The organism is Luteibacter anthropi, from assembly GCF_023699965.1.
Taxonomy (GTDB): Bacteria; Pseudomonadota; Gammaproteobacteria; order Xanthomonadales; family Rhodanobacteraceae; genus Luteibacter; species Luteibacter anthropi.
In genome coordinates, this window is sequence record NZ_CP077072.1 from 2152148 (window position 1) to 2177409 (window position 25262).

The following is a 25262-nucleotide window of genomic DNA, read 5'->3' on the forward strand; positions in this document are numbered from 1 at the left end:
CATGCGCCAGTTCATTCAAGCCAGGGCATGCACGCGCCTGTTGCTGCCCCTGCTTCTCGTCGGGCTCGCCGGCTGTGCGGTGGGTCCGGACTTCCAGCGTCCCGACGCGCCGAAGGCCACGGCATACGAGCCGCATCCCAGACCAATGACAGGGCACGCCGCGCAGCACATCGTGGAAGGCATGGATATTCCCGGCCAGTGGTGGACGCTGTTCCACGACAAGCAGCTGGATGCGCTGATCGCCGACGCGCTGGCGCATAACAGTGACGTGACCGCCGCACACGCGGCGCTGCGCCAGGCGTGGGAAAACGTGAGGGCCCAGCGCGGGGCCTATTTCCCCACGGTGAACGGCAGCGTGAACAGCACACGCCAGGATACGGCGGCGGATGTCGCCAGCGGTGCCGCGTCCAATGCCAGCCTGTACAACCTCACCACGGCACAGCTCAGTGTGTCGTATTCGCCCGATATCTGGGGTGGTACGCGACGCCAGGTGGAATCGAGCGTGGCGCAGGCCGAGGCGCAGCGCTTCCAGCTGGAGGCCACGTATCTGACGCTGACCAGCAACGTGGTGAATGCCGCCATCGGCGAGGCGTCGCTGCGCGAGCAGATCGACGTCACCCAGCGCATCATCGACGCGCAGGGTCGCATCCTCGAAACGCTTCGTCGCCAGCGTGCGCTGGGTGACGTTTCCGATGGTGATATCGCCGTGCAGGTGGCTGCGCTGGAACAGAGCAGGGCGACGCTGCCACCGCTGGAAAAGCAGCTGGCGCAACAGCGCGACCTGCTGGCCGTGCTCACGGGCCGGCGTCCGGACGAATCGGTGCCGGCGGTGTTCACCCTCGAATCATTGCACCTGCCGAAGGAACTGCCGCTCAGCCTTCCGGCGAAGCTGGTGGAGCAACGTCCCGACGTGCGCGCGGCCGAAGAAGCCCTGCATGGCGCCAGCGCCGATGTGGGCGTGGCGGTCGCGGCACGCCTGCCGGACCTCCAGATCACGGCCACCGCCGGCACCACGGCAGAGAAGACCAGCCAGCTGTTTGCGGGCAGCACCGGTTTCTGGAGCCTGGGAGCGGGCCTGACCCAGCCCCTGTTCGACGGCGGCACGCTCAAGCACAAGCAGCGTGCGGCGGAGGCGGCCTATGACCAGGCAGCGGCGCAGTACCGCGGCGTGGTGCTGGCAGCCCTGCAATCGGTGGCAGACACTCTTCATGCCATCCGTGCCGACACGCAGGCCCTGTTGGCGGCCCAGCGGGCGGAGCGCGCGGCGGCAAGCAGCCTGTCCATCCTCCAGCAGCAGCTGAGCCTTGGCGACGCCAGCCAGTCGCAGGTGCTTGCCAGCGAACTGCTCTGGCGGCAGGCCCTGTTGTCGCTGGCACAGGCCAAGGCCACTCGCTTGTCCGACACCACGGCCCTGTTCCAGGCACTGGGTGGCGGCTGGTGGAACCGTCACGACGACGCGGATACCGCGTCGGCCACGACGGAGCAGCCGCACGGGTAAACTCCCGGGATGATCGACGACGTCCACCTTACCCACGGCCTTGCCGGCGACGAACTGGAACCCGACTGGCCGCCGCTGGTCGCTCCCGAGGTGGGCGTCGTCCTTGAACACTATCCGCAGCTGGGCGGCCTGCGCGCACTGGCCTGGCGCAGCCCCCGGCCGCTGTCTGCCGCCGCGCTGGTCGATACGGCGCAGGGGCGCGTCTTCATGAAGCGCCACCATCGCAGCGTGCGCACACCGGCACAGCTGGAAGAAGAGCACCATTTCTCGGCGCACCTGCGTGCGCGAGGTATGCCCGTGCCGCGTGTGCTTGCCATGGAAGACGGCGCCACGGTCCTGAAGCAGGGCCAATGGGTCTACGAGATCCACGACCCGGCACGCGGTCGCGATATCTACCGCGATGCGTTCTCGTGGTCGCCTATTGGTGGGGTGAAACATGCCTGGGCGGCGGGCGCGATGCTTGGCCGGCTGCATCTGGCCGCCGAAGGCTATGACGCGCCCCAGCGATCCACCGATATCCTCGTGGCCCGCGCGGAAATTCTTTCCGATCCGGACCCGGTGGCGTCCATGGCTGACCAGCTGGCGCACCGGCCGCACCTGGATGCCTACCTGCGCCGGCACGACTGGAAAACCCAGGTCAGCACCGCCATCGCACCCTGGCATAGGAGTGCCTGGGATGGCATCGCGTATCAGGCGCCGCTATGGACGCACGGCGACTGGCATGTGTCGAACCTCTGCTGGAGCGACGATGGCGACGCCGCCACGATTACCGACGTGCTGGACTTCGGCCTGTCGGCGCGCACCTTTGCCCTGTTCGACCTCGCGACCGCCATCGAGCGCAATGCCATTGCATGGCTGGACGTGGCGCGTGGTGACATCGCCCGTACGGATCTTGCCCTGGCGCTGCTTCGCGGCTACCGCTCGGTAAGGCCACTCACGGCCGAAGACGTAGCCCTGCTTGCCGACGTGTTGCCGCTGGTGCATATCGACTTCGCACTGTCCGAGGTGGAGTATTTCGAGGGCATCACGCGCCGCCCCGACCACGCCGACGTGGCCTATCACACCTTCCTGCGCGGCCATGCGGCCTGGTTTGCCGGCCCCTACGGCCGGGCCTTCCTGGACTTCCTGCGCTACGCCGTCTGACGATTCGTGGTTCAATAGGCGCCTGAAGCGGGGGTGCCGGGCGAATGCCGGCTGAGAGAGTCCCTTGGAACCTGATCCGGTTAACACCGGCGTAGGGAGCTTGCAGGACCACGGCCGTCTGCGCGGCATGCGGTCCGCCGTCGCTTCGTCCGTAGCCACGAAGACGACGATGAACCCCTCCCGCACCCCGCTTTTCCTTGCCCTGCTTGCCGCCGCGCCGTTCGCGCGGGCAGCCGACGATGCCGCGCCGCAGGCGCGCACCCTGCCCACGATCGACGTGCATGCCACCACTGCCAACGGTTACCAGGCCGCCAGTTCGCAGCTGGATACCTTCGGCAGCTTCGGCAGCGCGAGCCTGCACGACACGCCGGCCGCGATCACCGTGATTACGCGCGCGCAGATCGACGACCGCCAGCCCCGTTCGCTGAGCGAACTGGTGCGCGGCGATGCCGCGATCAACGACAACTACGCGCCGGTGGGTTACTACCAGGATGTCTCCATCCGTGGTTTTCCGCTCGATCTGGCCACCGGCTTCCGCTTCAACGGCATGCTCATGTCAGGTGAACAGCGACTGGCGCTGGAAGGCAAGGAGCGCGTGGAAGTGCTCAAGGGCCTGGGTGGACTGGAAGCCGGCGTGGTCGAGCCCGGTGGCCTGGTCAACTATGTGAGCAAGCGTGCAGCGGACGTCCATACGGTCACCGTCGGCACAGATTCGCATGGTTCGTCATACGAAGCGCTCGATCTCGGTGCCTGGTTCTCGCCGTCGTTCGGGATGCGCGTGAACGCGGCCAACGAGCAGACCCACTCGTATATCGAGCATGCCAATGGTCGGCGCAGCTTTGTTTCCATCGCGGCAGACTGGAAGATCAGCGAGCGTGCCACACTGCTGCTCGATACGGATTACCAGACCAGCGGCCAGCGTTCGGCTTCAGGCTACCAGCTGCTCGGTGGCACCACGATTCCCGGGCATCCCAGTCGCACGCGCCTGCTGGGGTACCAGCCCTGGCAGCAGCCGGTGGGTATTCATTCGAGCAATACCTCGCTGCGCTTCAATTACCGCTTCAGCGACAACTGGAACGGCCAGCTGTCGGCAGGACATAGCCGCACTGCCATCGACGACAACGTGGCGTTTGCCTATGGTTGTGCGTATGCCGCTGCCTGCGCAAACGGTTCGCCGGGTTATTTCTTCGCGCCGAACGGCGACTACGACGTCTACGATTTCCGCAGTCCCGACGATACCCGCGTGAACGACGAAGTGCGCGCCGTTCTTACCGGCAGTTTCGCCACGGGCAGCGTGGATCACGAGCTGAACGTGGGTGCCAGCAGTTTCCGGCGCACGCTGGATCAGCGTCCTTACGTGTACGACTACGTGGGTACGGCGAACATCGACGATCCCGAGCCGCCGGTGTTCGCACCATCGCCCAACCAGCCCGGTCCGTCGGCACGCCGGCTCACCAGCTGGCAGCGTACTTTGTTTGCCATCGACCGCGTGCATCTGGGCGAACAGTGGCAGGTGCTGGCGGGTGCACGCCTGGTGCGTCTGGACGAAACCGCTTATGACAGTAGTGGCGTTGAGCAGCGACATACGCGTATGACCAAGACGCTGCCGCAGGCCGCCGTGCTCTGGCAGCCCACGGCGCCTCTGACCACCTATGTCAGCTACGGCGAGGGCCTGTCGCTGGGTCGCTCGGCGCCGTACTGGACGAGCAATGGCGGCACGACGCTGGCGCCGTTGCATTCGCGGCAGATCGAGGCGGGCGCGAAGTACGCCGTCAGTGATTCGCTGGACCTCCAGGCGGCGGTATATCGCATCCGTCAGCCCTATCAGTTCGCGAGCCCGGATAGTTCGGCCTCGGGCTTCACCTTCGTGCAGATGGGCCAGGAGGTGCATACGGGCGTCGAGCTGAACCTCGCCGGTCGCGTCACCGACAACCTGCGCATCACGGCCAGTGCCAATGCGATACGCGCACGTGCGGAAAACACGGGCATTGCCGCTTACGAAGGCCATCAGGTAATCAACGTGCCGCGTTGGCGCACGGCGGTATATGCCGACTACAGCCTGCCGTTTGCGCCGGGCCTGGCCATGCTTGGCGGCTGGCGCTATGTGGGTACGAACGTTGCCACACCCGATGGCCGCACCAGTGTGCCGGCCTATCATGTGTTCGATGCGGGGCTGCGCTATGTCACTGCCATCGATGCGCATGCGCTCACGATCCGCCTCAACGTCGACAACGTGTTCAATCACTTCTACTGGCGCGATACGGGCAGTTCGGGCGGCGACCGTTACCTGTTCCCGGGCATGCCGCGCCTGGCGCGCCTGTCGGTGACGTATGACCTTTGAGCTGTCGGCCTTCGAGGTGTCTGCTGCGCTGGTGAGCGCGGCGGGCGTATGGCTTACGGCACGGCGCAGTCCCTGGTCGTGGCCTGTGGGACTGGTGTCCGTGATTGCCTATGCGTGGATCTTCATCGAGGCGAAGCTGTACTCGGATACTTTGTTGCAGGTGGTGTTTGCCGTGTTGATCCTCTACGGCTGGCAGCGATGGTTGCGTCATCTTGACGATACGGGCCATGTGCGCGTCACGGCGCTCGACAGGCGCAGTGCGATCCTGCATCTGGCCGTGGGCACGCTTGCTGCCCTGGCGCTTGGCTTCGGCATGCATCGCTGGACGGATGCTGCGCTGCCGTGGCTGGATGCGGCGCTTACCGCGTTCAGCCTCGTTGCCCAGTGGTGGCAGGCGCGTCGGCATGCTGCTGCGTGGTGGTTGTGGATCGTGGTGGATGTGATCTACGTAGGCGAGTACGTCTATAAGGATCTGCCGGTCACGGCCGTGCTGTACGCTGGTTTCGTCGTGCTGGCGTCGATGGGTCTGCGTGCCTGGCGCCAGGACCTTCGGACGCATGCCGTCACTTGATGTCTCTTATTCCTCCCCTCACGTCGTCCCTGCGAACGCAGGGACCCAGTGCGGTGCAATAGGTTTCCGCGAGCGGGTTACCTACACACAAGCCGATGAAACGTGGCGGTGTTTACTGGTGAACCGTGGCGCTGGGTTCCTGCGTTCGCAGGAACGACGGGTTGGGAGATTGCGATTCCCTGTCTACCCCTCACGTCGTCCCTGCGATCGCAGGGACCCAGTGCGGTGCAATAGGTTTCCGCGAGAGGGTTACCTACACACAAGCCGATGAAACGTGGCGGTGTTTACTGGTGAACCGAGGCGCTGGGTTCCTGCGTTCGCAGGAACGACGGGTTGGGAGATTGCGATTCCCTGTCTACCCCTCACGTCGTCCCTGCGATCGCAGGGACCCAGTGCGGTGCAATAGGTTTCCGCGAGAGGGTTACCTACACACAAGCCGATGAAACGTGGCGGTGTTTACTGGTGAACCGTGGCGCTGGGTTCCTGCGTTCGCAGGAACGACGGGTTGGGAGATTGCGATTCCCTGTCTACCCCTCACGTCGTCCCTGCGAACGCGGGGACCCAGTGCGGTGCAATAGGTTTCCGCGAGAGGGTTACCTACACACAAGCCGATGAAACGTGGCGGTGTTTACTGGTGAACCGAGGCGCTGGGTTCCTGCGTTCGCAGGAACGACGGGTTGGGAGATTGCGATTCCCTGTCTACCCCTCACGTCGTCCCTGCGATCGCAGGGACCCAGTGCGGTGCGGTGGGTTCTCGCGAGAGGGTCACCTACACACAAGCCGATGCAACGTAGCGGTGTTTACTGGTGAATCGGTGCGCTGGGTTCCTGCCTGCGCAGGAACGACAGGCGGGCCTACTTTTTGTCCAGGTGTGGACGCAGCAGTGGCATGTCGGCTTCGCTGAGGCGGTCCGATGCAGTGTACAACTGATGCCAGTACGGGTAGAGCACCGGCGGGGCGCTGACATCATCCAGATGCTGACGCTCCTCGGCGGTGAGCTTCAGCTCGGTCGCTGCGAGATTGTCGCGGAACTGTGCCTCGGTACGGCCGCCGATTACCAGAGACGTCACGGCCGGACGCTCCAGCAGCCACGCCAGGGCGACCTGCGCCGCCGATACGCCACGCGCCTCGCCGATCGACACCAGCACGTCCACGATGCGCCACAGACGCTCTTCATCGCGGATCGGCGGCTCCGTCCAGCCGGCGAGCTGGCGTGAACCTTCCGGAGCCTTCGCATCGCGACGGTGCTTGCCCGAGAGCAGGCCCGCAGCAAGCGGACTCCATACGAGTACGCCCAGTCCCTGGTCGATGGAGATCGGCAGCAATTCATACTCGGCTTCGCGCGCTTCCAGCGTGTAATGGATCTGCTGGGCAACAAAGCGCTGGCGATGTTCGCGCTCGCTGATACCCAGCGCCTTCATCAGATGCCACGCCGAATAGTTCGAGCAGCCGAGGTAGCGAACCTTACCCTGCTTCACCAGCGTATCGAGTGCTTCGAGGGTTTCTTCCAGCGGCGTGAGTCCGTCCCACTGGTGGACCTGGTACAGGTCGATCACGTCGGTACGCAGGCGACGCAGGCTGGCCTCGCACTCACGGATCAGGTGGTGACGCGACAGGCCGACGTCGTTCGGGCCGTCGCCCATGCGGAAGCGTGCCTTGGTGGCGAGCAGCAGGCCTTTCGGGCGCTTGCCGTTGAGCACTTCACCGATGATCTCTTCCGAGCGGCCGGCGGAATACATGTTGGCCGTGTCGAGCAGGTTCACGCCCGCATCCACGCACATGTCGATCAAGCGGCGGGCTTCGTCGACGCCACTGCTGCCGACGGTGGCGAACTTGCCTTCGCCACCGAACGTCATCGTGCCCATTGTCAGCGTGGAGACCTTGAGGCCGGAACGGCCAAGCAGTCGGTATTCCATGGGAAACCCTTGGGTGATTGGGATTCCTACGAAAGTACGTCCACCATGGCGGGGCGTAAATTGAAACGTTTTCAGTGCAGCGGTGATTGGTGTGCAGTGGCGTCGGCGTTGCGGTGTGCCGGGGATTATGTAGGTAACATGATCGCGACAACCCATTGCACCGCACTGGGTCCCTGCGTTCGCAGGGACGACGTGAGGGGTAGGCAGGACATCCCAGTCTTTTAGCCCGTCGTTAATCCATTGCACCGCACTGGGTCCCTGCGTTCGCAGGGAGGACGCGAGGGGTAGGCAGGAGATTCCAGTCTTGTAGCCCGTCGTTCCAGCGAACGCTGGAACCCAGCGCCCCGGTTTACCAGTAAACACGACCACGCCACATCGGCTCGAACCCTCATCCATCCACGATGAGATAAATCGCATCTCCCGGATGCCGTTTTTCAGAATCCTTCCATAGGTACCGCTTCCGAATCCGCACACCATAGCCACGCCGTCACAGCGGATTGGCCGGGTCCATCAGTGGGTGGCCGGGACAGGCCAGCGTGGCGGTGGCGGTCGGGGCGTGGGACGCGCCCCGGCCGCTTCTGTTTTGGCAAGCCAACCCGCGATCACTGCCGCGGCGTCGCGCCCCAATCCTCGGCGCTGAACGACAGGTGCAGCACCGTGCGGGTGCCGTCTTCCAGCGGCGGGTGGTAGTCGAGCACCGTGCAGCCGGTAGCCAGCTGGCGCTTGGCCGCCAGCGCCATCACCTTGCTCATGGCCTCACCCACGATGGGCTGGCCGCTCTTGTTGGTGCGCAGGGCCACGCGGTAGCCATCGGCGCTCACGCCATCAGCCATCTCAGGAGGCGGCGACTGCCCCGGCCCCAGGCCCACCACGTCCATCTGCCGGCCGCAGCCGCCCACGCTCACCACTTCCACGCCATCGAGCAGGTTGCGGATGAACTTGTCCGACGTATCGACCAGCGAATCCACCGCATCCACCGTGGTGGTCAGGCGGATCTTGGTGAAGTAGAGCTTGCGGTAGAACAAATAGGTGCGCGAGGTGAGCATGTCCTGCTGCGCGTCGAACACGATCGGCAGGAAACGCCCTTCCAGTTTGCGGCCGCCCGAAAGGCTGGCCGTGTACGGAATTTCGTCGCCCCACCACACGTTGCGGTAAATCTCCTGCTTCTCGGCAAAGTTGACCGATTCGCGGAAGTCATCCACCGCGCGCTTGAGCATGCGGCTGCCATCGCCGTCGCCGGCGGGATAGATAAAGACGTCGGCGGCGATCCAGTCGGCGTGGTCGATCTGGTAGCGCAGCGAAACACCGGCGGCGATGTCGCCTTCGTCGGCGTAGTTCTTAACGGCTGCCAGGGTGGCATTGCCCATGCGGCGCGGCGCGATGATCCAGGTGTCGTCGATCACACCCCGATGCGCGGGTATGCCCGGAATCGGAGCGGGTGCGTCGGGCGCTTCCTGCGCATGTACCGTGATGGCCAGGCCCATGGCCGCCAACAGGGGGATCACCTTCCACCGCGACATCGTCAACACAGCCCCTGATAAATCCAACGCGAATCCCCGTGTGCGCACTATAGCCATCCGTGAGCGTCAGCGGGAGCGGGTAACGGCACGAAGGCGCCGACGAAGGAAGGCCAGCGTCGAGGCTTCCAGCTTGCGGATGAAACGCGGATCGGTGGGTGGCACCCTACGTTGCAGTTCGCCGTCGAGCCATCCGGCGAACACCTCGGGGTGGATGTAGGAGCTGCGGCATACCGCAGGGGTATTGCCGAGCACCCCGGCCACTTCTTTCACGGCGCCGGCCAGCGTTGCCTTCAGCGCTCGTTCGCCTCCTTCCTCCGGTAGCGGCGTGCCCGCCAGGATTGCCACCGCGTGCACGGTGCCACCCCAGGTGCGGAAGTCCTTGGCAGTGAATTCGCCGCCGGTGGCTTCGCGCAGGTAGTCGTTGACCATGCCCGAGTCCACGGGCTGGCGCTGGCCGTCGTCGTCGATGTACTGGAACAGCCGCTGCCCGGGCAGCTCCTGCACGCGGCGTATGGCCTTCACCAGCCGTCGGTCGTCGAGCACCACGTCGGCCCACTGGCCGCTCTTGCCGCGGAAGTGGAATTCGATGCGGCCCTTGTGGACGGCGACATGGCGCGAACGCAGGGTGGTCAGCCCGAAGGAATGGTTTTCACGCGCATAGGTGTCGTTGCCCACACGGATCATGGTTTCTTCGAGCAGGCTCACCACCAGCGCCAGCACCTTGTCGCGCGGCAGGCCGGGCAGGGCGAGGTCCTTGCGCAGGCGTCGGCGCAGCCGGGGCAGGGTGGCTCCGAAATCCAGCAGGCGTTCGAACTTGCCGCGGTCGCGCTCCGCGCGCCACTTCACGTGGTAGCGATACTGCTTGCGCCGACGCGCGTCGCGCCCCGTGGCCTGCAGGTGGCCGCGCTCCTGCTGGCAGATCCACACCTGGGTGTAGGCCGGGGGAATGGCCAGCGCGCGGATACGCGCCAGCGTGGCCTCATTGGTAATCCGGCGTCCGTGCGGGTCGGTATACACGAACCCGCGACCCCGCCGGCATCGCGTGATGCCGACATCGGTATCGCAGACATACACCAGCCCCGCCGCCTTCGCGTGCGCACGTTCTACAGTGGGCACCACGAGGGCGCCGGCGGGCGGTTTCCTGGACATGGCCGGCAGTGTGGGCCGGCGCACGATCAAGGCATGGTGAATGAGTTGTCAGTCGACCCTGCAGAAAACCGCCTTGAGGTAACGGTTCTCCGGCACGTTGCTGGCTACCGGATGATCGGCGCCCGCACCGGCCACATGCAGCAGCTGGATTTCGCGCCCGGCATTGAGAGCAACGCGGCGGATCATTTCGATGAAGTCGTCTTCGCCGACGAGGCCCGTGCACGAGCAGGTGAGCAGGATGCCACCCGGGGCCAGCACGTCGAGCGCCGTGCGGTTCATCGCGAAGTACTTCTTCAGCGCATTGACGACCTGGTTGCGGTCGCGGGTGAGCTTGGGCGGATCGAGCACCACGGCATCCCAGGTGCGTCCGGCCGCGATGGCAGCGCGCAGCCACTCGAAGACGTCGCCCTGCTCGAAGCTGGCTTCCACGCCGTTCATGCGGGCGTTTTCGCGGGCGACATCGAGGATGGCGGCATCGGCATCGACACCGATGGCTTCGCTGGCGCCGGCCTTCATGGCGTGCACGGCGAAGCCGCCGGCGTTGCAGCACAGATCGAGCACGCGACGGCCGCGTGCCAGCTCGGCGAAGCGGCGACGGTTGTCGCGCTGGTCGGCGAAGAAGCCCGTCTTGTGACCCAGGCCCGGCGCGGCGTGGAAGGCGAGGCCATGCTCGTGCACGTCGACGGCGGAGGGCGCGTCGTTCGAGCGTACGTCGAAGGATTCCTGGCGCTGCACGTGCTGCTCGGCGAACCAGTACAGCGAGGCGCCGGGGAAGTGCCGCAGCAGTTCGGCATGGATGGTGTCGCGGAAGCGCCACATGCCGGCGGCGAAGTACTCGACGACCAGGTGATTGGCGTAACGGTCGACGACGAGGCCCGAGAGGCCGTCGCCTTCGCTGTGGACCACGCGCCAGGCATCGCTGACGTCGTCCAGGCGCAGCAGTTCGCGGCGAAGCTCCACCGCACGGGTCAGGCGCGCGGCAACCCAGCCGGCGTCGATGGTCTCGTCGGGCGAGGTCGTGAGCATGCGCAGGGCCACGCGGGCGTGGCCGTTCCAGAAGCCGCGGCCGACGAAGCGGCCTTTTGCGTCCACCACCTCGACGACGCTGCCGGGCGGAATGCGCCCCTCGGGTTTGACGATCTGTGCGGACCAGACCCAGGGATGGCCCGGAACGCGGTCGGTTTTGAGGGAGATGACGGGGGTGGTGGGCGTATTCATCGCCCAATGATATCGCGGAGCCGGTAGGCGTTACCGGCCGTATCGCAGCACCAGCCAGGAAACCAGGGCCAGCAGGTTCACACCGATGTGCGCGGCGGAGGGGCCGCCCAGGGTCAGCAGCCAGCCATGCTCGGCAATGGCCCAGTCGAAGCCCAGCCGCGGCGAACGCTGCAGGGTGAAGGAGAGGTTCGCGAAAGCGCCGGCGGAAAGCGCGTAGCTGAAGACGGGCGTGGCGACCAGCGGTACCTGGAGGAACTGCGCCCACACCGACATCTGCGTGCCACGGCCGTCGTTGCTTGCCAGCAGCACGCCCGCGACGAGGATGAAGCCGAACATCAGCACGCCCAGTACCGTCACCACCGCGTCAAGGCCATTCATCCGCGAGCCCAGCAGGTGGTCGAACTGGCGGACCAGCCCATAGAGGCCGCCGGCGATCTCGAAGACGGCGATGATGCGGGTGAAGAACGATTGCATGCGGGATCCCTGGAGCGACGGACGGGGGATTATGACGATGAAGGGTGAGCGCAGGCTAAAGCGCGTCCGCGGCCTCGTGCAGGTCGGCCACGTGTTGCTCCCACCAGCGCGGTTCGGCCGCGAAAGGGAAGGCGGCAGGAAAGGCCGGATCGTCCCAGCGTTCGGCGATCCAGCCGGCATAGTGCATCTGGCGCATGGCGCGCAGCGCGGGCACCAGGGCGAGTTCGGCCGGGTCGAGGTCGCGGAACTGGGCGTAGCCTTCCAGCAGGGCGTCGAAGGTGACCGGATCGGAGGCGAGCATCCACAGGTCCTGCATCGCCGGGCCCATGCGGGCGTCGTCCAGATCCACGAAATGCGGACCGGCATCGGTCCACAGCACGTTGCCCGGGTGGCAGTCGCCATGCAGGCGGATGCGGCGCATGGGGCCCGCGGCTTCGAAGCGATTGGCCACCGCATCGTCTACGCGACTGACGGCGTCGCGATAGGCGTTGGCCAGATGCGAAGGCAGCAGCGACGAGGCGAGGGCGGCACGGGCTGGGTTTTCGATCATCGACGCGCGGTCGAGCGTGGCGCGATCGTGGAAGGTTTCGCGTGAGCCCACCGCATGCATACGCCCGATCAGGCGCCCCAGCCATTCGAGCTGGTCGGTGGATTCCAGCGACGGTGCCCGTCCGCCTCGGCGCGGATACAGCGCATAGCGGAAACCCTCATGACGCAGCAGCGTCTGGCCGTCGAAGACCAGCGGGGCGACCATGGGAATCTCCGCCTCCACCAGTTCCTGCGCGAAGGCGTGTTCTTCGAGGATGGCCGCATCACTCCAGCGCCCGGGGCGGTAGAACTTCGCCACCACGAAGCCGCCGTCTTCCAGTCCCACCTGGAAGACGCGGTTTTCGTAGCTGTTGAGCGTCAGCAGGCGCCCGTCGCTCCACGAGCCCGCCGCGTCGACGGCAGCGAGCACGACATCGGGTGTCAGCGAGGCGTAGGGCGCGGTGCGGCTCACGAGCGCAGGTTTCCCGGGGCACCGCCCGGCGAGGGGATCACGGCCATGGTCAGGCGCGACAGGCAGACCAGCTTGCCGGCTTCGTCCTCGATGCGGATCTCCCATACCTGGGTGGTGCGGCCCAGGTGCGCAGCCTTGGCCGTGCCGGTGACGAAGCCGCCGCGTACGCCACGGATGTGGTTGGCGTTGATGTCCAGGCCCACGGCGACTTCCTTCTCGACGTCGAGGGTGAGCAGGGAGGCCGTGCTGCCGAGGGTTTCGGCCAGCACCACCGAGGCGCCGCCGTGGAGCAGGCCGAAGGGCTGCTTGGTGCGGTGGTCCACCGGCATGGTGGCGCGCAGCCAGTCGTCGCCGACCTCGATGAAGCGGATGTCCAGGGTCTCCATCATCGTGCCGCGGCTCCAGGCATTGATGTGGGCGAGATCGGTGGATTGCTTCCAGATGGTCATGGGCAGGCGCTTTGGCTTAAGGAAAGGACCCATTGTCCTATAATGGGCGCGTGCCCACCGTAACCCTTACAACGTCCGGCAAGCGCTTTGACGCGTCCGGCGACGAAACCGTGCTCGAAGCCGCCCAGCGTGCCGGCATCGCGTTGCCCTATTCGTGTCGCGGCGGCGTCTGCGGCAGCTGCAAGGCCACCCTTGTGCAGGGGCATTGCGCCTATCCGCACAACCCGCCGGTGGCCTTGAGTACCGATGCCCGCGCGCATGGCGCGATCCTGCTCTGCCAGGCTGTGCCGGTGGGTGATATCGCCATCCGTGCGCGTGAGATCGCCTCCGTCGAGGACATTCCGCATCGTCGCGTGCAGACCGAAGTGGTGGCCCGCCGCGAGCTGGCGCCCGAGGTGGTGGGCGTGTGGCTGAAGCCGGTCGATGGCGACCGCCTGAACTGGCTGCCGGGGCAGTATCTCGACGTGATTCTCGAAGACGGCAAGCACCGGCCGTTTTCCATCGCCAGCGGTCCCGTGGCGGACGGCAGCATCGAGCTGCATGTGCGCTATGTGCCGGGGGGCGGGTTCACGTCGTGGGTGTACGAATCGCTGAAGATCGGCGACCGCCTGGTCATCGAGGCGCCGCTGGGCACCTTCGTGCCGCGTGAGGATTCCGAGCGACCCATGTTGTTCATGGCCGGTGGTACGGGATTCGCGCCGGTGAAGGCCATCGTGGAGCATTTCATCGAGCTGGGTACGCGCCGGCCGATGCATGTGTACTGGGGCGCGAAACAGGCCGAAGATCTCTACCTGGCCGACATGGCCCGGGAGTGGGAGCGCCGGGTGCCTGACCTGTGGTTCACGCCGGTGTTGTCCGATGATGCGGCGGCGGAGGCCTCGGGTGCGCGCGCGGGGTTGGTGCATGAGGCCTTGCTGGCCGATCACGGCGACCTTTCCGGCTTCGACGTCTATATGAGCGGGCCGCCCGCCATGATCCAGCTGGGGCGCGAGGCCTTCGCGGCGGCCGGGTTGCCGGACGACCGGCTGTATTTCGATTCGTTCGACCTGGCGCCCGATGTGCTGGCGGAGATCCTGCGCGGAAGGGCGGGGATTCACGGGCTTTGAGGGAGCCGGCCGGGTTTTTCCCGGACCGGTCGCGCGCAAGGCGCGCTCCTACAAAAGCCTCCAGCGCCCATGCAGGAGCGCCCCAAAGCGATACGCCCCCCAGCCCAACGCGACCGTTGTAGGAGCGCGCCTCGCGCGCGACCGCCCCGAAGCGATACGCCCCCAGCTCAACGCGACCGTTGTAGGAGCGCGCCTCGCGCGCGACCGCCCCGAAGCGATACGCCCCCAGCTCAACGCGACCGATGTAGGAGCGCGCCTCGCGCGCGACCGCCCCGAAGCGATACGCCCCCAGCTCAACGCGACCGATGTAGGAGCGCGCCTCGCGCGCGACCGTCCGGGCGAAACCCTTACTTCTTGCCCTTGGCCACCGGCAACTGCGCGTTCTGCCAGGCGTAGGTACCGCCTTCCAGCACGAAAACCCGCGTGAAACCGGCCTTGATCAGGCGGTTGGCCGCCTTGCCCACGCTGCGGCCGTCCTTGTCGATCAGCACCACCGGAAGCTCCTTCGCCTTGGAAAGATCCTTCTGGGTTTCCGGGTCGAACTGGCTCATCGCCACGTTCTTGGCGCCCGGGATATGCGCCTTCTCGAAATCGGCGCTGGCCGAGAGATCGATGATGAGCGGGGTGTCGCGGTTGATCAGCTGGGTGAGGGCAGCCGGGGTCAGGCTCTTCCACTTGCGGAACAGGCGGCTGGCCTCCCCGACGATCAGCGCGATCAGGATGGCCACGAAAAGGGCCACCAGCGCGAGGTGGTTGCTCGCGAATTCGGGCAGCTTGTGCAGTACGTCGTTCATCCGGTCTTCCAGGGCCGCAAGGGATCAAAACATCCGATTATATCGGGTTCAGTGCGGCGAGAAGTCGGGCAGCCCCGTCATGAGGTACCAGCGGTTCTTTTCGCTGTCGTAATGCCAGCGCTGGCGGTCGACGATGCTGCGCTCGGTCTGGGTGTTGAGGTTCACCACGCTGACCTGGACCACCTGTACCACCTCGTTCTTGCCCTCGGCCTGGGGACCGCCGCCCTCGTCATAGGACGTGACGCGCAACTGGGCGAGGCGACCCTGCTCGATGGAACTGATCGGGTGTGCGGCAGCGTAGTCCGGGTCCACGAAGGCCTGGGCCGTGGTGAAGTCGCCCCAGCGGATGGCCGATCCGTAACGCATCAGCGTCGTGGTCAGCGAATCGCTGCGCTTGTCGGAGGCGCAGCCGGCCAGCAGGGCCAGGGCGGCGACCAGGACGGGTAGGACGATACGGCGCATGGCAGGTTCCATCGGGGCTTCGGCCGGCATTATGCCCGGCGCTTGGCCACGAAGCGCGCTTCAAGCGTGGCGGCCGGCCTGCCGTCGTCGCCGGGCACCACGCAGGTGAAGTCGCCGCGGGTACGGCCACGGGCATCCAGGGTGGCAAAGAATACGTTCCAGTCCCCACGGGGAGCGAGACGGGCCTCCGCCTCGATATCCCCCCAGACCGGCGCGAGATAACGGATCGTCGAATCGCCCACGAACAGGTCGCAGTCATGCCCGCGCTGGCGCAGCGAGGCTTCGACGAGGGCCCAGCAGGCCAGGGTCATCACGCTGGCCAGGCTGCCGCCGAAGGCACAGCCCTTGTCGTTGATGTTGGGCCCCAGCGGTGCGGTCATGCGCAGACACTCGCCGTCGAAGCCGGAGAGGTGGATGTCCATGGCCCGGGCAAGCGGGATGCTGCCGAGGATGAAGGCCTCGAGAGCCTTGAGGGAGTCGTCGATCGCAATCATAAGAGCGGAAGTCTACGGGGGCATATCGTCCGTTCGCACCCGTACGGGGGATTCCCCCCATACCTTCGGCAGTGGTGACATGTATCCCATGTTCCTATGCTGGCCTGTCACACCGCAGGATGCTTCCGTGAGCCGTACACAACCTCTCCGCAACGTCACCGTCGTCATCACCCGACCCGCCGGTACGGCGGGGCCGTTGTCCCGCCGGGTACGCAAGCTGGGCGGGATTCCCGTCGCCGTGCCCGGCCTGTCGCTGCGTGCCACCGCCGACGCCTCCGCCACGCATGCTTCGCTGCGCGAGGCGCTCGAGGGCGACACCCTGCTGTTCACCAGCCCGGCCGCCGTGCGCTTCGCCGCCGATCTGCTGCCCCTGGCGACCCGGGCCACCGTGATTGCCGTGGGGCGGGGCACCGCCCGCGCGCTCAAGACCGCCGGCATCACCGATGTCCATTTCCCTGATTCGCGCCAGGACAGCGAGGGCGTGCTCGCCCTTCCGGAACTGGCCGACATCGCCGGCCGTCGTGTTGCCCTGGTGGGCGCGCCTGGCGGTCGTGGCCTGCTGCGCGAGCAGCTGGCCGCCCGGGGCGCCAGGCTGGACGAGATTCACGTGTATCACCGCGTGGCGCCGCGGATCGACCGCCGCCACATCGATCCCCTGCTGAAGCTCGGCAAGCGCTCCGCCGTGCTGCTTTCCAGCGCCGAGGCCCTGGAGCACCTGCAACGTTCGCTCATCGCCCCGGCATGGCGGCGGCTGGTTCAGGCGGTCGCCGTGGTCAGCAGTGAACGGCTGCGGGGAATCGCCATGGCGGCAGGTTTCGAGCGGGTGGCCGTGGCACGTTCGGCCCTGCCGGCCGACCTGCTGGAAGCGGCCACGGGAGTGTCCTTCACCCGCCGTTGAACGATGTCTTCCGTGCGTTCGCGTATGGCCTGCTAGGATGCCGCCATGACGACCGAGACCCCAACGACCGAAACCGCCCCGGCCGCTACGGCCCCGTCCAGCCCCCGCCCGGCGCGGGCACCCGACCCCGCGCCCCGGCGCGGCGGCGGTGCGCTGGCGATCAGCATCCTGTTGTCACTGGCAGCGCTCGGTGCTGCGGGTTACACGGGCTACACGCTATGGCACATGCGCAGCGACCTGGGCGCCGCCAACGGACTGCGCGGCCAGGTGGATACCTTGCAGAAAGCCGTCGATGGCCTGCGCGACGACAACGCCAGCCTGCGTCGTCGCCTGAGTGATGCCGATGGAGTGAATCGTTCCGCACGTGAAGAAATGCTCGGCGTATCCGAGCGTACGAAAAATCTCGAAGACGCTGTCGCCAATCTCTCCGAGCGCAGTCTGAGCGGACACGACGCGATGCTGCTCGACGAAGCCGAATCGCTGCTGCGCATGGCAAAGGAGCGATTCGCCCTGTTCGGCGACGCAAGCGGCGCGTTGTCTGCCTACGATCTCGCAGACAACGCCTTGTCCGGGGTGAACGACAGCGCCTTCTCCGCCGTGCGTCGCAGCCTGGGCGCCGAGCGCGATGCCCTTTCGGCCGTGGCTCCGAAGGCACGCGCCTCCGATCTCGCCACGCTGGCCGACCTGCGTGCCACGTTGCCGACCTTGCCGCTGCGTTCGTCCGACGATCGTCAGGCCAGTGCGGGTGAGCGCACGTTCTGGCAGCGTGCCGGTGATGCGCTGGGTGGCATCGTCAAGGTGAGCCATGACGACGGTACGCCGCTGGGCATGGCCGATGAACGCATTGCCCGTGAACTCGCGGCGCTGGACGTGGCGCATGCCGAAGCCGCCGTACTTGCGTATGACGACGTCGGTCGCAATGCCGCGCTGAAGCGCGTCGATGAAAGCCTCGCCGCGCGCTTCGATACGAATTCGCCTGACGTGCAGGCGGCGCGTGCACGTATCGCCGCGCTGCTGGCCAGCCAGTCCAGGGGTGCCGCACCGCAGCTTGGCGCCGCCCTGGGCGAACTGCGCAACCTGCGTTCGGTGCATGCGCTCAACGACAAGCCGGCAGCAGCGCCTGCCGCCCCGGCGCATGCAGCCAGTGCCGCCGCCCCGGTAGCGGCACCTGCCGTATCCGGCACGGCCGCCACGCCGCACAAGGACTCGCCATGAAGCTCTGGCGCTGGATCATCGGTCTCATCCTGGTCGCGGTGATCGCCGCGTTCGGTTGGCACTGGGTCGCGCAGGACCCGGGCTATGTGCTCATGCACTGGCGTGGCACCAATGTGCAGATGACGCTGGTCACGCTGCTGGTGATCCTCATCGTGGCCTGGGCCGTCATCGCTGCGCTGGTCGCCCTGATCCGCTGGCCGTTTGGTGCCCTGACACGCCGCCATCGTCGGTTGAGCCGTCGGCGTCTCGCCGATGGCCTGGTATCGCTGATCGAGGGGCGTCACGGTGAAGCGGAGCGCGATCTCCATCGCGCGGCACGCTATCCCTCCGTGCGCGGCCCGGCGTTGCTCGCTGCGGCCGAAGCGGCCGAGCGTCACGGGGATTCGACTCGCGCGCTGGAAACCCTCGACGAAGCGGCACAGGAAACCCCGCGCGCTGCCCGGGTGCTGCGTGCACGCCTGCTGCGTCGTGCGGGCCGTTCTTCCGAAGCGGTCACACTCCTCGCCGCCGAAGCGGATACCGGCGAGCTTACGCCGGCTGGCTGGATCGAATATGCCGAGGCCGCGCTGGAATCCGCCGAACCGTCGCGCGCCCTGCGCGCGCTGGGGCCGTTGCAGAAAAGTGGTGAGATCGGCGCAAAGGCTTATGCCGTGCTCGAAGCCCGTGTCATTCATGCCTATGTACTGGCTGCCCACGATGGAGCTTCGCTGTCGGCCTTGTGGTCGCAGCTGCCCAAGGGCCAGCGTCGCCTGTCCGCCGCCGTCGATGCCTATGCGCGACAGGCCGCGCGCTTCGGCCAGGGCATGGCCGCCATGGACGAAATCGAAACGGCGTTGCGTCGCGAATGGTCGCCGCAGCTGGTCGCAACGTACGGCAGCCTGGGCGCCGAAGACATCGCGCAGCGCCTGCGCAAGGCAGAAGCCTGGGTAGACACGCATCCGAACGACGCGGTGCTGCTCACGGCCCTGGGGCGCATGTGTGCCCGTTCACTGCTGTGGGGCAAGGCACGTCCTTACCTGGAGCGTGCGCTGGCGATCGAGCCCTCGGTGGATGCCTGGGAAGCACTTGGCGACACGTTCCTTGCCGAGAAGCTTCCGGAACTGGCGCAGCGTTGCTATCGCAATGCGCTGGCGCTGGCACGCGGCGAGGCCACCGAGGCACTGCCGGAGATTCGCGATCGTCCCATCGACACGCGGGTTACGGCAGTAGAAGAACGCGACGCCCACGGCGTGCCGCGATTGTCGCCCTGATCTGATTCAGGGCGACGCACCGGGCCGGTATCACGCTCGTACGATCAGCGCCTATCGGGCTGGAACCGGGGCCAGTAACCCTGTTTTTCACAACGCGAGCCACTGGACGATAGTTCACTTATCGTTTCACTGGACAGCCCAGCGAATGCGTCAGGCTGGGAAAGCCGTCGATACAGTTCGGCGCAGGCAGTCCGTTCGACCCGGATCGTATCGGGTGACGCATCCGACTGTGTCGGTGTGGTGGCAAGCTTCAGTATCTGCAGCAGTATCCACAGCAATGCGATCCAGCCCAGCCAGCGACGTATATGTTTTCGTGGACGCTTTCCCTGCTTTTGCCTGACTGGTTTGAACGCTCCGGGCGTCGCCGAACTCTGCTTCAGGTTTCTTTGCACCGGTAAAGGCAGGTTATCGAAGGCAGCCTTCCATGCCTGCCCGGTACCATGGTCGAGATGCAGGCCGATCCACAAAGGGTATTGCTCACATAGCCTGGCGATTTCTGGCCAATACCGGATGAGCGATGGATCGATCGGGCGTGTGGCACGCCGTATCAGTTCAAGCCACTGTGTGCGCCGGGATGCGCTCAGTTCCAACCACGCGCCACGCTGGCCCAGCACTTTCTCGACCCATTGCCCACGGCGGCCGAGTGCAGTCAGTTGTCCGATATCTTCCCAATGAAAAAGCCCCAGGGCCGCTTCGAACAGGAGCGACCTATGAGGTATTTGTTGGGAGCCCAGGAGATCGACCAGTCGTTCCTCCAGTTCACCTGGTGCATCGATGTAGCGCTGACGAAGGGCCGCCACCGTGTGGTCCAGCATGTCGGCAGCTTCACTCGCATTCGACCGCTGCACGCTGGCGATGAATGAGTCCATCAGCAATGCGGCCTCGCGCCTTGCATCGGCACGAGGGTCGGCGGGCGGGCTATCAGTCTCGTCCTCTGCCTCGACCTGTTCCGTCGTTCCTCTTGCAGGGGTTGCTTCGGTGCGGTTCGCTGGTAATGGAGGGGAAGGTTCGACGTTTTTTCTGGGGGCGGCCTCGACGGGCGGCGCGGTATCCTCGCGCTGCTCGCACCAGGCGCGTGCCGCTTCATAGGCTTCGCGCAGGCGAGCGAAGGCCTCTGGATCGGAAGTCTGATCTATCTTGCGCAAAGCTTGCGCATAGGCTTTGCGTACGGCTGAAAGTTCAGCGTACGGTGGCAGCCCCAATACTTCTAAATACCAGGCCATGCCACTCATGGTTGGCGTAGCCTTCCTGCTTCAGGCCATGCGCTTGCCATGAGTCAGGGTGCCGGTTCGGGGGCAAAATAGCTATCGGATTCGATAGCCACGAGTGCCTGGCGGAAGCGCTCTGCATCGCGCGCAATGAGCTGGTTGTCCTGCGTTGCCAGTATCTGCTCGAATCGCAGGATCATCTGTCCGACGTGCTCGCGCATATCACCGAGCAATTGCTCGTACATCCGCTCCGCACGGGCGAGGAGCGTGCGGTTTTCCAGCGTGTCGCGAGGGTGGATCTTGAGCGCGGACAAAGCCTCCAGGCGCGCCGCAATCTCCTTGGGCGACATGTGGGCATCGCCGCTCTCGATGATGACGCGTCGGGTTTCTCCCGTGGCCACCACGCTGACCTCGACCTCGAGCAAGCCATTGACGTCGTAAGTAAAGCGTACGTCCACGCCGTCGGAATGACGTGGCCCCGGCTGTATGGCAACGGATACGGAACCAAGCTTGATATTGTCTTGTACCAGTCGCGATTCACCCTGATAGACCTCGATGCGAATCGACGTCTGTTCCGGTGACACAGGATAGAAGCGTTGGACCCGGCTGACCGGCACGACGGTATTGCGCTGGATGATGGGCGCATAAAAGCCGTCGGCATGGCGGCCATTGTCGAGCCGTTTGATGATCTCCGTGCCCAGCGTATAGGGGCACACGTCAGTCATCACCGTTTCGTCGAGTGCCTTGTCCTTCATCTTGAGGCCTGCCTGTACGGCGGCGCCCAGTGCCACGACCTCGTCGGGGTTCAGACCGATGACGGGGAAGCGCGCGAACATGCGGGTGGCGAGATTGCGGATCATCGGCATTCGTGTCGCACCGCCGGCGAGCACCACGTTGTTCAGGTCGGCTGCCCGGATGCGTGCATCGCGCAAGGCACGCTCGATGGGACGCCACAGTTTTTCCAGTAGCGGCTGGCACAGCTTCTCGAACGCGTCGGTATCCAGGGAGACCGTGGCATGGTGGTTTTCCCATTGCACGTCGAAACTGGTCGAGGCCTGGCTGCCGAGTTCCCGTTTGGCTTCCTCGACGCGTGCGGTCAACCGTTGCATGAAAGCTGCGTCGTGCCTTGCCTTTTCGGGGAGACCTTTCGAAAACGCCAGTTCGACGATGAGTCCGGTGAAATCCTCGCCGCCGAGCATGTTGTCACCGGCGCTGGCACGGACTTCCATGACACCTTCAAACATTTCGAGGATCGACACGTCGAAGGTGCCTCCGCCGAGGTCGAAGACCAGGAACTGGGTTTCGCTCCCGCCCTCATGAAGCCCATAGGCCAACGCGGCTGCCGTGGGTTCGTTGAGCAGGCGCTCGACTTTGAGTCCCGCAAGCTCTCCGGCTACCCGCGTAGCCTTGCGCTGGGCGTCGGAGAAATACGCCGGCACCGTGATGACGGCCTCGGTCACTTCCTGGCCGAGGAATGCCTCGGCGTCCGCCTTGAGCGACCGCAGGACGAGTGCCGAAAGCTCCTCCGGTCGGTAGTCGCGATCGGCCAGGCGCGAGGTGCGTGCGCTGCCCATATGGCGCTTGAACAGGGCGGCGGTGCGCTGGGGATGCGTCTGCAGGCGCTCACGCGCCGCTTCGCCAACCAGTACCCGTCCGTCATCGTCGATGCCGACCACGGACGGGGTGAGGAATGAGCCCAGTGCATTGGGCACGAGACGGGGACCGCCGTCTTTCCAGACGGCGATCAGGCTGTTGGTGGTTCCGAGATCGATACCGACGATCATGCCATTCGTTCCTTGGGCTGCATGGACCCGGTTGTACGCGTTCCCGGCGCACGGCGGCTTGCCGCAAGGATGCCTGCGGCAAGCCGGTCGTTGTCAGGCCCCTTACAACGCGGTCAGGTTCGCATAAGCGTAAACCAACCACTTGCTTCCTTCATCCTGGAAGTTCACCTGCACACGCATGTGCGCGCCGGCGCCCTCGGCGCTGACGATGGTGCCTTCGCCGAACTTGGGGTGGCTCACGCGCTGTCCCAGGCGCACCGGCATCGGTTCGTCCAGCGAGGGGCTGGAGAAGCGATCGGCGAAGGCGGGTCGGGATACCTGCACGCGGGGGCGCAGTTCGTCGATCAGCTCGCCGGGGATTTCGCCGAGAAAGCGTGAAGGGCGTGCAAGCATCTCGGTGCCGTGCATGCGGCGGGATTCGGCATGTGACATGTAGAGCTTGCGGCGTGCGCGCGTGATGCCGACATAGGCCAGGCGGCGCTCTTCTTCCAGGCGGTTGTCTTCCTCGGTGGAGCGCTGGCTGGGGAAGAGTCCTTCCTCCATGCCCACCAGGAACACGATGGGAAATTCGAGCCCCTTGGCCGAATGCAGGGTCATCAGCTGCACGCAGTCGTCCCACGCCTCGCCCTGGCCTTCGCCCGCTTCCAGCGCCGCGTGCGACAGGAAGGCGGAGAGCTCGTTGAGGCCGGCGTCGGTGTCTTCCGGCGTCATCTCGAAGCGGCTGGCCACGTTCACCAGCTCGTCGAGGTTTTCCACGCGGGCCTCGCCGTTGCCACGCTTGTCGTTTTCGTAGAAGTCGCGCAGGCCGGTATGCACGATGGCATGCTCGATCTGCTCCGCCAGGCCCAGGGCGTCGTTGCCTTCGGCGCCGCCATCGCCACGGAAGGTGACCTGCAGGTTGTCGATCAGGCCGAGGAAGGCCCTGACGGCGTTCTTCGCCCTGCCGGCCAGCGAGCCGGTGGACACTTCGTTGAGTGCGGCCTCCCACATGGAGCTGCCTTCGGCGCGGGCGCGGCGGCGCAGCTCGTCGAGCGTGCGGTCGCCGATGCCGCGCGGCGGCGTGTTCACGGCCCGCTCGAAGGCGGCATCGTCGTGGCGATGGGATGCCAGGCGCAGATAGGCCAGTGCGTCCTTGATTTCGGCGCGTTCGAAGAAGCGCAGGCCGCCGTACACGCGGTAGGGGAGGTTGCGCTGGATGAGCTGTTCTTCGAAGTTGCGTGACTGGGCATTGGAGCGATACAGGATGGCGCAGTCGCGCGCATTGCCGTGTTCGGCGATGTATTCGCGGATACGCTCGATGACGAAGCGTGCTTCGTCCTGTTCGTTGTAGGCCGCGTACAGCGCGATGCGCTCACCTTCCTCGCCGTCCGTCCACAGCTGCTTGCCGAGGCGTCCGCCATTGCGGGCGATGACGGCGTTGGCTGCGTTGAGGATGGTGGAGGTGGAGCGGTAGTTCTGCTCCAGGCGAATGGTTCTTGCGCCGGGGAAGTCGTGCAGGAACTGCTGCACGTTTTCTACCTTCGCACCGCGCCAGCCGTAGATGGCCTGGTCGTCGTCGCCCACCACGAAAGCCTGGCCCTTGTCGCCGGCCAGCACGCGGATCCACGCGTACTGGAGCGTGTTGGTGTCCTGGAATTCGTCGATCAGCAGGTAGCGCCAGCGATCCTGGTAGTGGCGCAGCACCTGCGGGTCTTTCAGCCACAGTTCGTGCGCGCGCAGCAGCAGTTCGGCGAAGTCGACGAGGCCGGCGCGCTGGCACTGCTGTTCGTAGGTCTTGTAGATCTCCACGAAGGTGCGCGTCACCGGGTGGTCGCGGTGTTCGATGCTGTCGGGGCGGCGGCCTTCGTCTTTCCACTGGTTGATCTGCCAGGCGGCCTGGCGGGGCGGGAAGCGGGCTTCGTCCAGGCCCATGCCGGCGATGACCCGCTTGATGATGCGTTGCTGGTCATCGGAGTCGAGGATCTGGAAGCCTTCGACCAGCCCGGCCTCGCGCCAGTGGCGGCGCAGCAGGCGATGGGCAATGCCGTGGAAGGTGCCCACGGTGAGGCCTTGGGTGCCGCCGGGAATCAGGTTGTCCAGGCGGGCGCGCATCTCGCCGGCGGCCTTGTTGGTGAAGGTGACCGCGAGGATGGCCCACGGCGGCACGCCCTGGGCCTGGGTCAGCCAGCCGATGCGATGGGTGAGCACGCGGGTCTTGCCGGAGCCGGCGCCCGCGAGGATCAGGTAGTGCCCGGGTTCAGCGCCGACGGCTTCACGCTGGGCATCGTTCAGGGAGTCGAGAAGGTGGGATACATCCATCCGCCCATTGTAGCCGGGGCGGCCTGCGGGGCGCCCGCCTGGCGGGCGCCCACGCCGTTCAGCGCTTGCGGGCGATACCGGCCACGGCCACGAGGCCGCCGATCACGATGCCTGCGATGCCGACCCACTGGGGGAGGGCCTTGTCGTGGGTTGCGGTGATCTTCGCCGAGCCAACCTGCGCCAGGGTATCGGTCTTGCTGTAGCTGCCGTTGCCCACCGTCACCCAGATGCCCAGGCCGATGAGGATGATGCCGACGATGATGAGTCCTGCTCGCATGGATGCCTCCCTAGTCGAAGTGGGACGCAGCATGCCGAGGGAGATGTGAAGGGATCTGCAAGGGGGCGCAGGCTGTTGCAGGAGCGCGCCTGCGCGCGACCGTTCGTGCGCAGCACTTCGTTTCAACGGAAACCATGGGGCGCGCAAAAAACTGGCCGGATCTTGCAGGCAAAAAAAAGCTCCGGAAGCCAGGGGAG

General features: G+C 65.8%; 22 protein-coding genes and 1 riboswitch. Of the genes, 8 read left to right on the forward strand and 14 right to left on the reverse strand.

What is annotated here, in order from left to right; translation table 11 throughout:
• Position 1 precedes the first annotated feature (1 nt).
• From KR767_RS09550 to pnuC, 4 genes are all read left to right on the forward strand, one after another.
• Entirely contained in the window at positions 2–1498 is a 1497-nt protein-coding gene (locus KR767_RS09550) for an efflux transporter outer membrane subunit (RefSeq protein WP_250878947.1), read from the forward strand.
• A 9-nt stretch (positions 1499–1507) separates the two neighbouring features.
• The gene (locus tag KR767_RS09555) at positions 1508–2641 is read left to right on the forward strand and encodes a phosphotransferase enzyme family protein (RefSeq protein ID WP_250878948.1); all 1134 of its coding nucleotides are present in this window, start codon (positions 1508–1510) and stop codon (positions 2639–2641) included.
• Positions 2642–2660: 19 nt separating this feature from the next.
• Positions 2661–2756, forward strand: a riboswitch (TPP riboswitch).
• A gap of 54 nt (positions 2757–2810) precedes the next feature.
• The gene (locus KR767_RS09560) at positions 2811–4982 is read left to right on the forward strand and encodes a TonB-dependent siderophore receptor (protein WP_250878949.1); all 2172 of its coding nucleotides are present in this window, start codon (positions 2811–2813) and stop codon (positions 4980–4982) included.
• Positions 4972–5553, forward strand: a complete 582-nt coding sequence (pnuC, locus tag KR767_RS09565) for a nicotinamide riboside transporter PnuC (protein WP_425602737.1) — start codon at positions 4972–4974, stop codon at positions 5551–5553. Before KR767_RS09560 ends, pnuC begins: the two co-directional genes overlap by 11 nt.
• 854 nt (positions 5554–6407) lie before the next feature.
• On the opposite strand, the gene KR767_RS09570 is transcribed toward pnuC, so the two are convergent.
• From KR767_RS09570 to KR767_RS09600, 7 genes are all read right to left on the reverse strand, one after another.
• Positions 6408–7469: an aldo/keto reductase gene (locus KR767_RS09570; RefSeq protein ID WP_250878950.1), complete on the reverse strand. Its 1062-nt coding sequence runs from the start codon at positions 7467–7469 to the stop codon at positions 6408–6410.
• A gap of 602 nt (positions 7470–8071) precedes the next feature.
• Positions 8072–8974 (reverse strand): hypothetical protein, encoded by a 903-nt coding sequence (locus tag KR767_RS09575; RefSeq protein ID WP_250878951.1) that lies wholly within the window; start codon positions 8972–8974, stop codon positions 8072–8074.
• A gap of 81 nt (positions 8975–9055) precedes the next feature.
• The gene (locus KR767_RS09580) at positions 9056–10138 is read right to left on the reverse strand and encodes a DNA topoisomerase IB (RefSeq protein WP_250878952.1); all 1083 of its coding nucleotides are present in this window, start codon (positions 10136–10138) and stop codon (positions 9056–9058) included.
• Between the two features lie 48 nt (positions 10139–10186).
• Complete coding sequence (locus KR767_RS09585) at positions 10187–11356, reverse strand: class I SAM-dependent rRNA methyltransferase (RefSeq protein WP_250878953.1); 1170 nt, start codon at positions 11354–11356, stop codon at positions 10187–10189.
• A gap of 30 nt (positions 11357–11386) precedes the next feature.
• Positions 11387–11830 (reverse strand): hypothetical protein, encoded by a 444-nt coding sequence (locus KR767_RS09590; protein WP_250878954.1) that lies wholly within the window; start codon positions 11828–11830, stop codon positions 11387–11389.
• 55 nt (positions 11831–11885) lie between these two features.
• Complete coding sequence (locus KR767_RS09595) at positions 11886–12830, reverse strand: serine/threonine protein kinase (protein ID WP_250878955.1); 945 nt, start codon at positions 12828–12830, stop codon at positions 11886–11888.
• Positions 12827–13279, reverse strand: a complete 453-nt coding sequence (locus KR767_RS09600; protein ID WP_166950442.1) for a hotdog fold thioesterase — start codon at positions 13277–13279, stop codon at positions 12827–12829. Before KR767_RS09600 ends, KR767_RS09595 begins: the two co-directional genes overlap by 4 nt.
• Before the next feature lie 32 nt (positions 13280–13311).
• Between KR767_RS09600 and KR767_RS09605 the strand changes: the two genes are divergently transcribed.
• Positions 13312–14385: a 2Fe-2S iron-sulfur cluster-binding protein gene (locus KR767_RS09605; RefSeq protein ID WP_250878956.1), complete on the forward strand. Its 1074-nt coding sequence runs from the start codon at positions 13312–13314 to the stop codon at positions 14383–14385.
• 347 nt (positions 14386–14732) lie between these two features.
• Here the strand turns inward: KR767_RS09605 and KR767_RS09610 are convergent, their stop codons facing one another.
• From KR767_RS09610 to KR767_RS09620, 3 genes are read right to left on the reverse strand one after another with little or no spacing between them, the layout of a single operon-like run.
• Positions 14733–15179 carry a rhodanese-like domain-containing protein gene (locus tag KR767_RS09610; protein ID WP_166950440.1) on the reverse strand — a complete coding sequence of 149 codons (447 nt, stop codon included), beginning with the start codon at positions 15177–15179 and terminating at the stop codon, positions 14733–14735.
• Positions 15180–15227: 48 nt separating this feature from the next.
• The gene (locus KR767_RS09615) at positions 15228–15641 is read right to left on the reverse strand and encodes a hypothetical protein (RefSeq protein ID WP_250878957.1); all 414 of its coding nucleotides are present in this window, start codon (positions 15639–15641) and stop codon (positions 15228–15230) included.
• Between the two features lie 29 nt (positions 15642–15670).
• A complete protein-coding gene (locus tag KR767_RS09620) occupies positions 15671–16135 on the reverse strand; it encodes a YiiD C-terminal domain-containing protein (protein WP_250878958.1) in 465 nt (154 codons plus the stop codon).
• Between the two features lie 127 nt (positions 16136–16262).
• Here KR767_RS09620 and KR767_RS09625 point away from each other — a divergent pair, with 127 nt between their 5' ends.
• Genes KR767_RS09625 through KR767_RS09635 form a run of 3 tightly spaced genes read left to right on the forward strand, consistent with a single transcriptional unit; the run spans position 16263 to position 19498 of the window.
• Complete coding sequence (locus KR767_RS09625) at positions 16263–17033, forward strand: uroporphyrinogen-III synthase (RefSeq protein WP_250878959.1); 771 nt, start codon at positions 16263–16265, stop codon at positions 17031–17033.
• Between the two features lie 45 nt (positions 17034–17078).
• Positions 17079–18248: a uroporphyrinogen-III C-methyltransferase gene (locus KR767_RS09630; protein ID WP_250878960.1), complete on the forward strand. Its 1170-nt coding sequence runs from the start codon at positions 17079–17081 to the stop codon at positions 18246–18248.
• On the forward strand, positions 18245–19498 hold the full coding sequence (locus KR767_RS09635) for a heme biosynthesis HemY N-terminal domain-containing protein (RefSeq protein WP_250878961.1): 1254 nt from the start codon (positions 18245–18247) through the stop codon (positions 19496–19498). The genes KR767_RS09630 and KR767_RS09635 overlap by 4 nt, the downstream gene beginning before the upstream one ends.
• A 44-nt stretch (positions 19499–19542) precedes the next feature.
• On the opposite strand, the gene KR767_RS09640 is transcribed toward KR767_RS09635, so the two are convergent.
• From KR767_RS09640 to KR767_RS09655, 4 genes are all read right to left on the reverse strand, one after another.
• A complete protein-coding gene (locus KR767_RS09640) occupies positions 19543–20730 on the reverse strand; it encodes a J domain-containing protein (protein ID WP_250878962.1) in 1188 nt (395 codons plus the stop codon).
• Between the two features lie 44 nt (positions 20731–20774).
• Positions 20775–22490, reverse strand: coding sequence for an Hsp70 family protein (locus KR767_RS09645; RefSeq protein WP_250878963.1), 1716 nt, complete (start codon positions 22488–22490; stop codon positions 20775–20777).
• A gap of 102 nt (positions 22491–22592) precedes the next feature.
• The gene (uvrD, locus tag KR767_RS09650; protein WP_250878964.1) at positions 22593–24788 is read right to left on the reverse strand and encodes a DNA helicase II; all 2196 of its coding nucleotides are present in this window, start codon (positions 24786–24788) and stop codon (positions 22593–22595) included.
• A 58-nt stretch (positions 24789–24846) separates the two neighbouring features.
• The gene (locus KR767_RS09655) at positions 24847–25065 is read right to left on the reverse strand and encodes a hypothetical protein (protein ID WP_166950424.1); all 219 of its coding nucleotides are present in this window, start codon (positions 25063–25065) and stop codon (positions 24847–24849) included.
• Positions 25066–25262: the final 197 nt, after the last annotated feature.

Bases quoted from the DNA above. Each gene is read 5' to 3' on its own strand.
- KR767_RS09630 (WP_250878960.1), top strand. From the start codon at position 17,079: ATGACGACCGAGACCCCAACGACCGAAACCGCCCCGGCCGCTACGGCC.
- KR767_RS09580 (WP_250878952.1), bottom strand. From the start codon at position 10,138: ATGTCCAGGAAACCGCCCGCCGGCGCCCTCGTGGTGCCCACTGTAGAA.
- KR767_RS09635 (WP_250878961.1), top strand. From the start codon at position 18,245: ATGAAGCTCTGGCGCTGGATCATCGGTCTCATCCTGGTCGCGGTGATC.
- KR767_RS09640 (WP_250878962.1), bottom strand. From the start codon at position 20,730: ATGAGTGGCATGGCCTGGTATTTAGAAGTATTGGGGCTGCCACCGTAC.
- KR767_RS09620 (WP_250878958.1), bottom strand. From the start codon at position 16,135: ATGATTGCGATCGACGACTCCCTCAAGGCTCTCGAGGCCTTCATCCTC.
- KR767_RS09655 (WP_166950424.1), bottom strand. From the start codon at position 25,065: ATGCGAGCAGGACTCATCATCGTCGGCATCATCCTCATCGGCCTGGGC.
- KR767_RS09590 (WP_250878954.1), bottom strand. From the start codon at position 11,830: ATGCAATCGTTCTTCACCCGCATCATCGCCGTCTTCGAGATCGCCGGC.
- KR767_RS09585 (WP_250878953.1), bottom strand. From the start codon at position 11,356: ATGAATACGCCCACCACCCCCGTCATCTCCCTCAAAACCGACCGCGTT.
- KR767_RS09600 (WP_166950442.1), bottom strand. From the start codon at position 13,279: ATGACCATCTGGAAGCAATCCACCGATCTCGCCCACATCAATGCCTGG.
- KR767_RS09645 (WP_250878963.1), bottom strand. From the start codon at position 22,490: ATGATCGTCGGTATCGATCTCGGAACCACCAACAGCCTGATCGCCGTC.
- KR767_RS09555 (WP_250878948.1), top strand. From the start codon at position 1,508: ATGATCGACGACGTCCACCTTACCCACGGCCTTGCCGGCGACGAACTG.
- KR767_RS09570 (WP_250878950.1), bottom strand. From the start codon at position 7,469: ATGGAATACCGACTGCTTGGCCGTTCCGGCCTCAAGGTCTCCACGCTG.
- uvrD (WP_250878964.1), bottom strand. From the start codon at position 24,788: ATGGATGTATCCCACCTTCTCGACTCCCTGAACGATGCCCAGCGTGAA.
- pnuC (WP_425602737.1), top strand. From the start codon at position 4,972: ATGACCTTTGAGCTGTCGGCCTTCGAGGTGTCTGCTGCGCTGGTGAGC.
- KR767_RS09610 (WP_166950440.1), bottom strand. From the start codon at position 15,179: ATGAACGACGTACTGCACAAGCTGCCCGAATTCGCGAGCAACCACCTC.
- KR767_RS09550 (WP_250878947.1), top strand. From the start codon at position 2: ATGCGCCAGTTCATTCAAGCCAGGGCATGCACGCGCCTGTTGCTGCCC.
- KR767_RS09560 (WP_250878949.1), top strand. From the start codon at position 2,811: ATGAACCCCTCCCGCACCCCGCTTTTCCTTGCCCTGCTTGCCGCCGCG.
- KR767_RS09615 (WP_250878957.1), bottom strand. From the start codon at position 15,641: ATGCGCCGTATCGTCCTACCCGTCCTGGTCGCCGCCCTGGCCCTGCTG.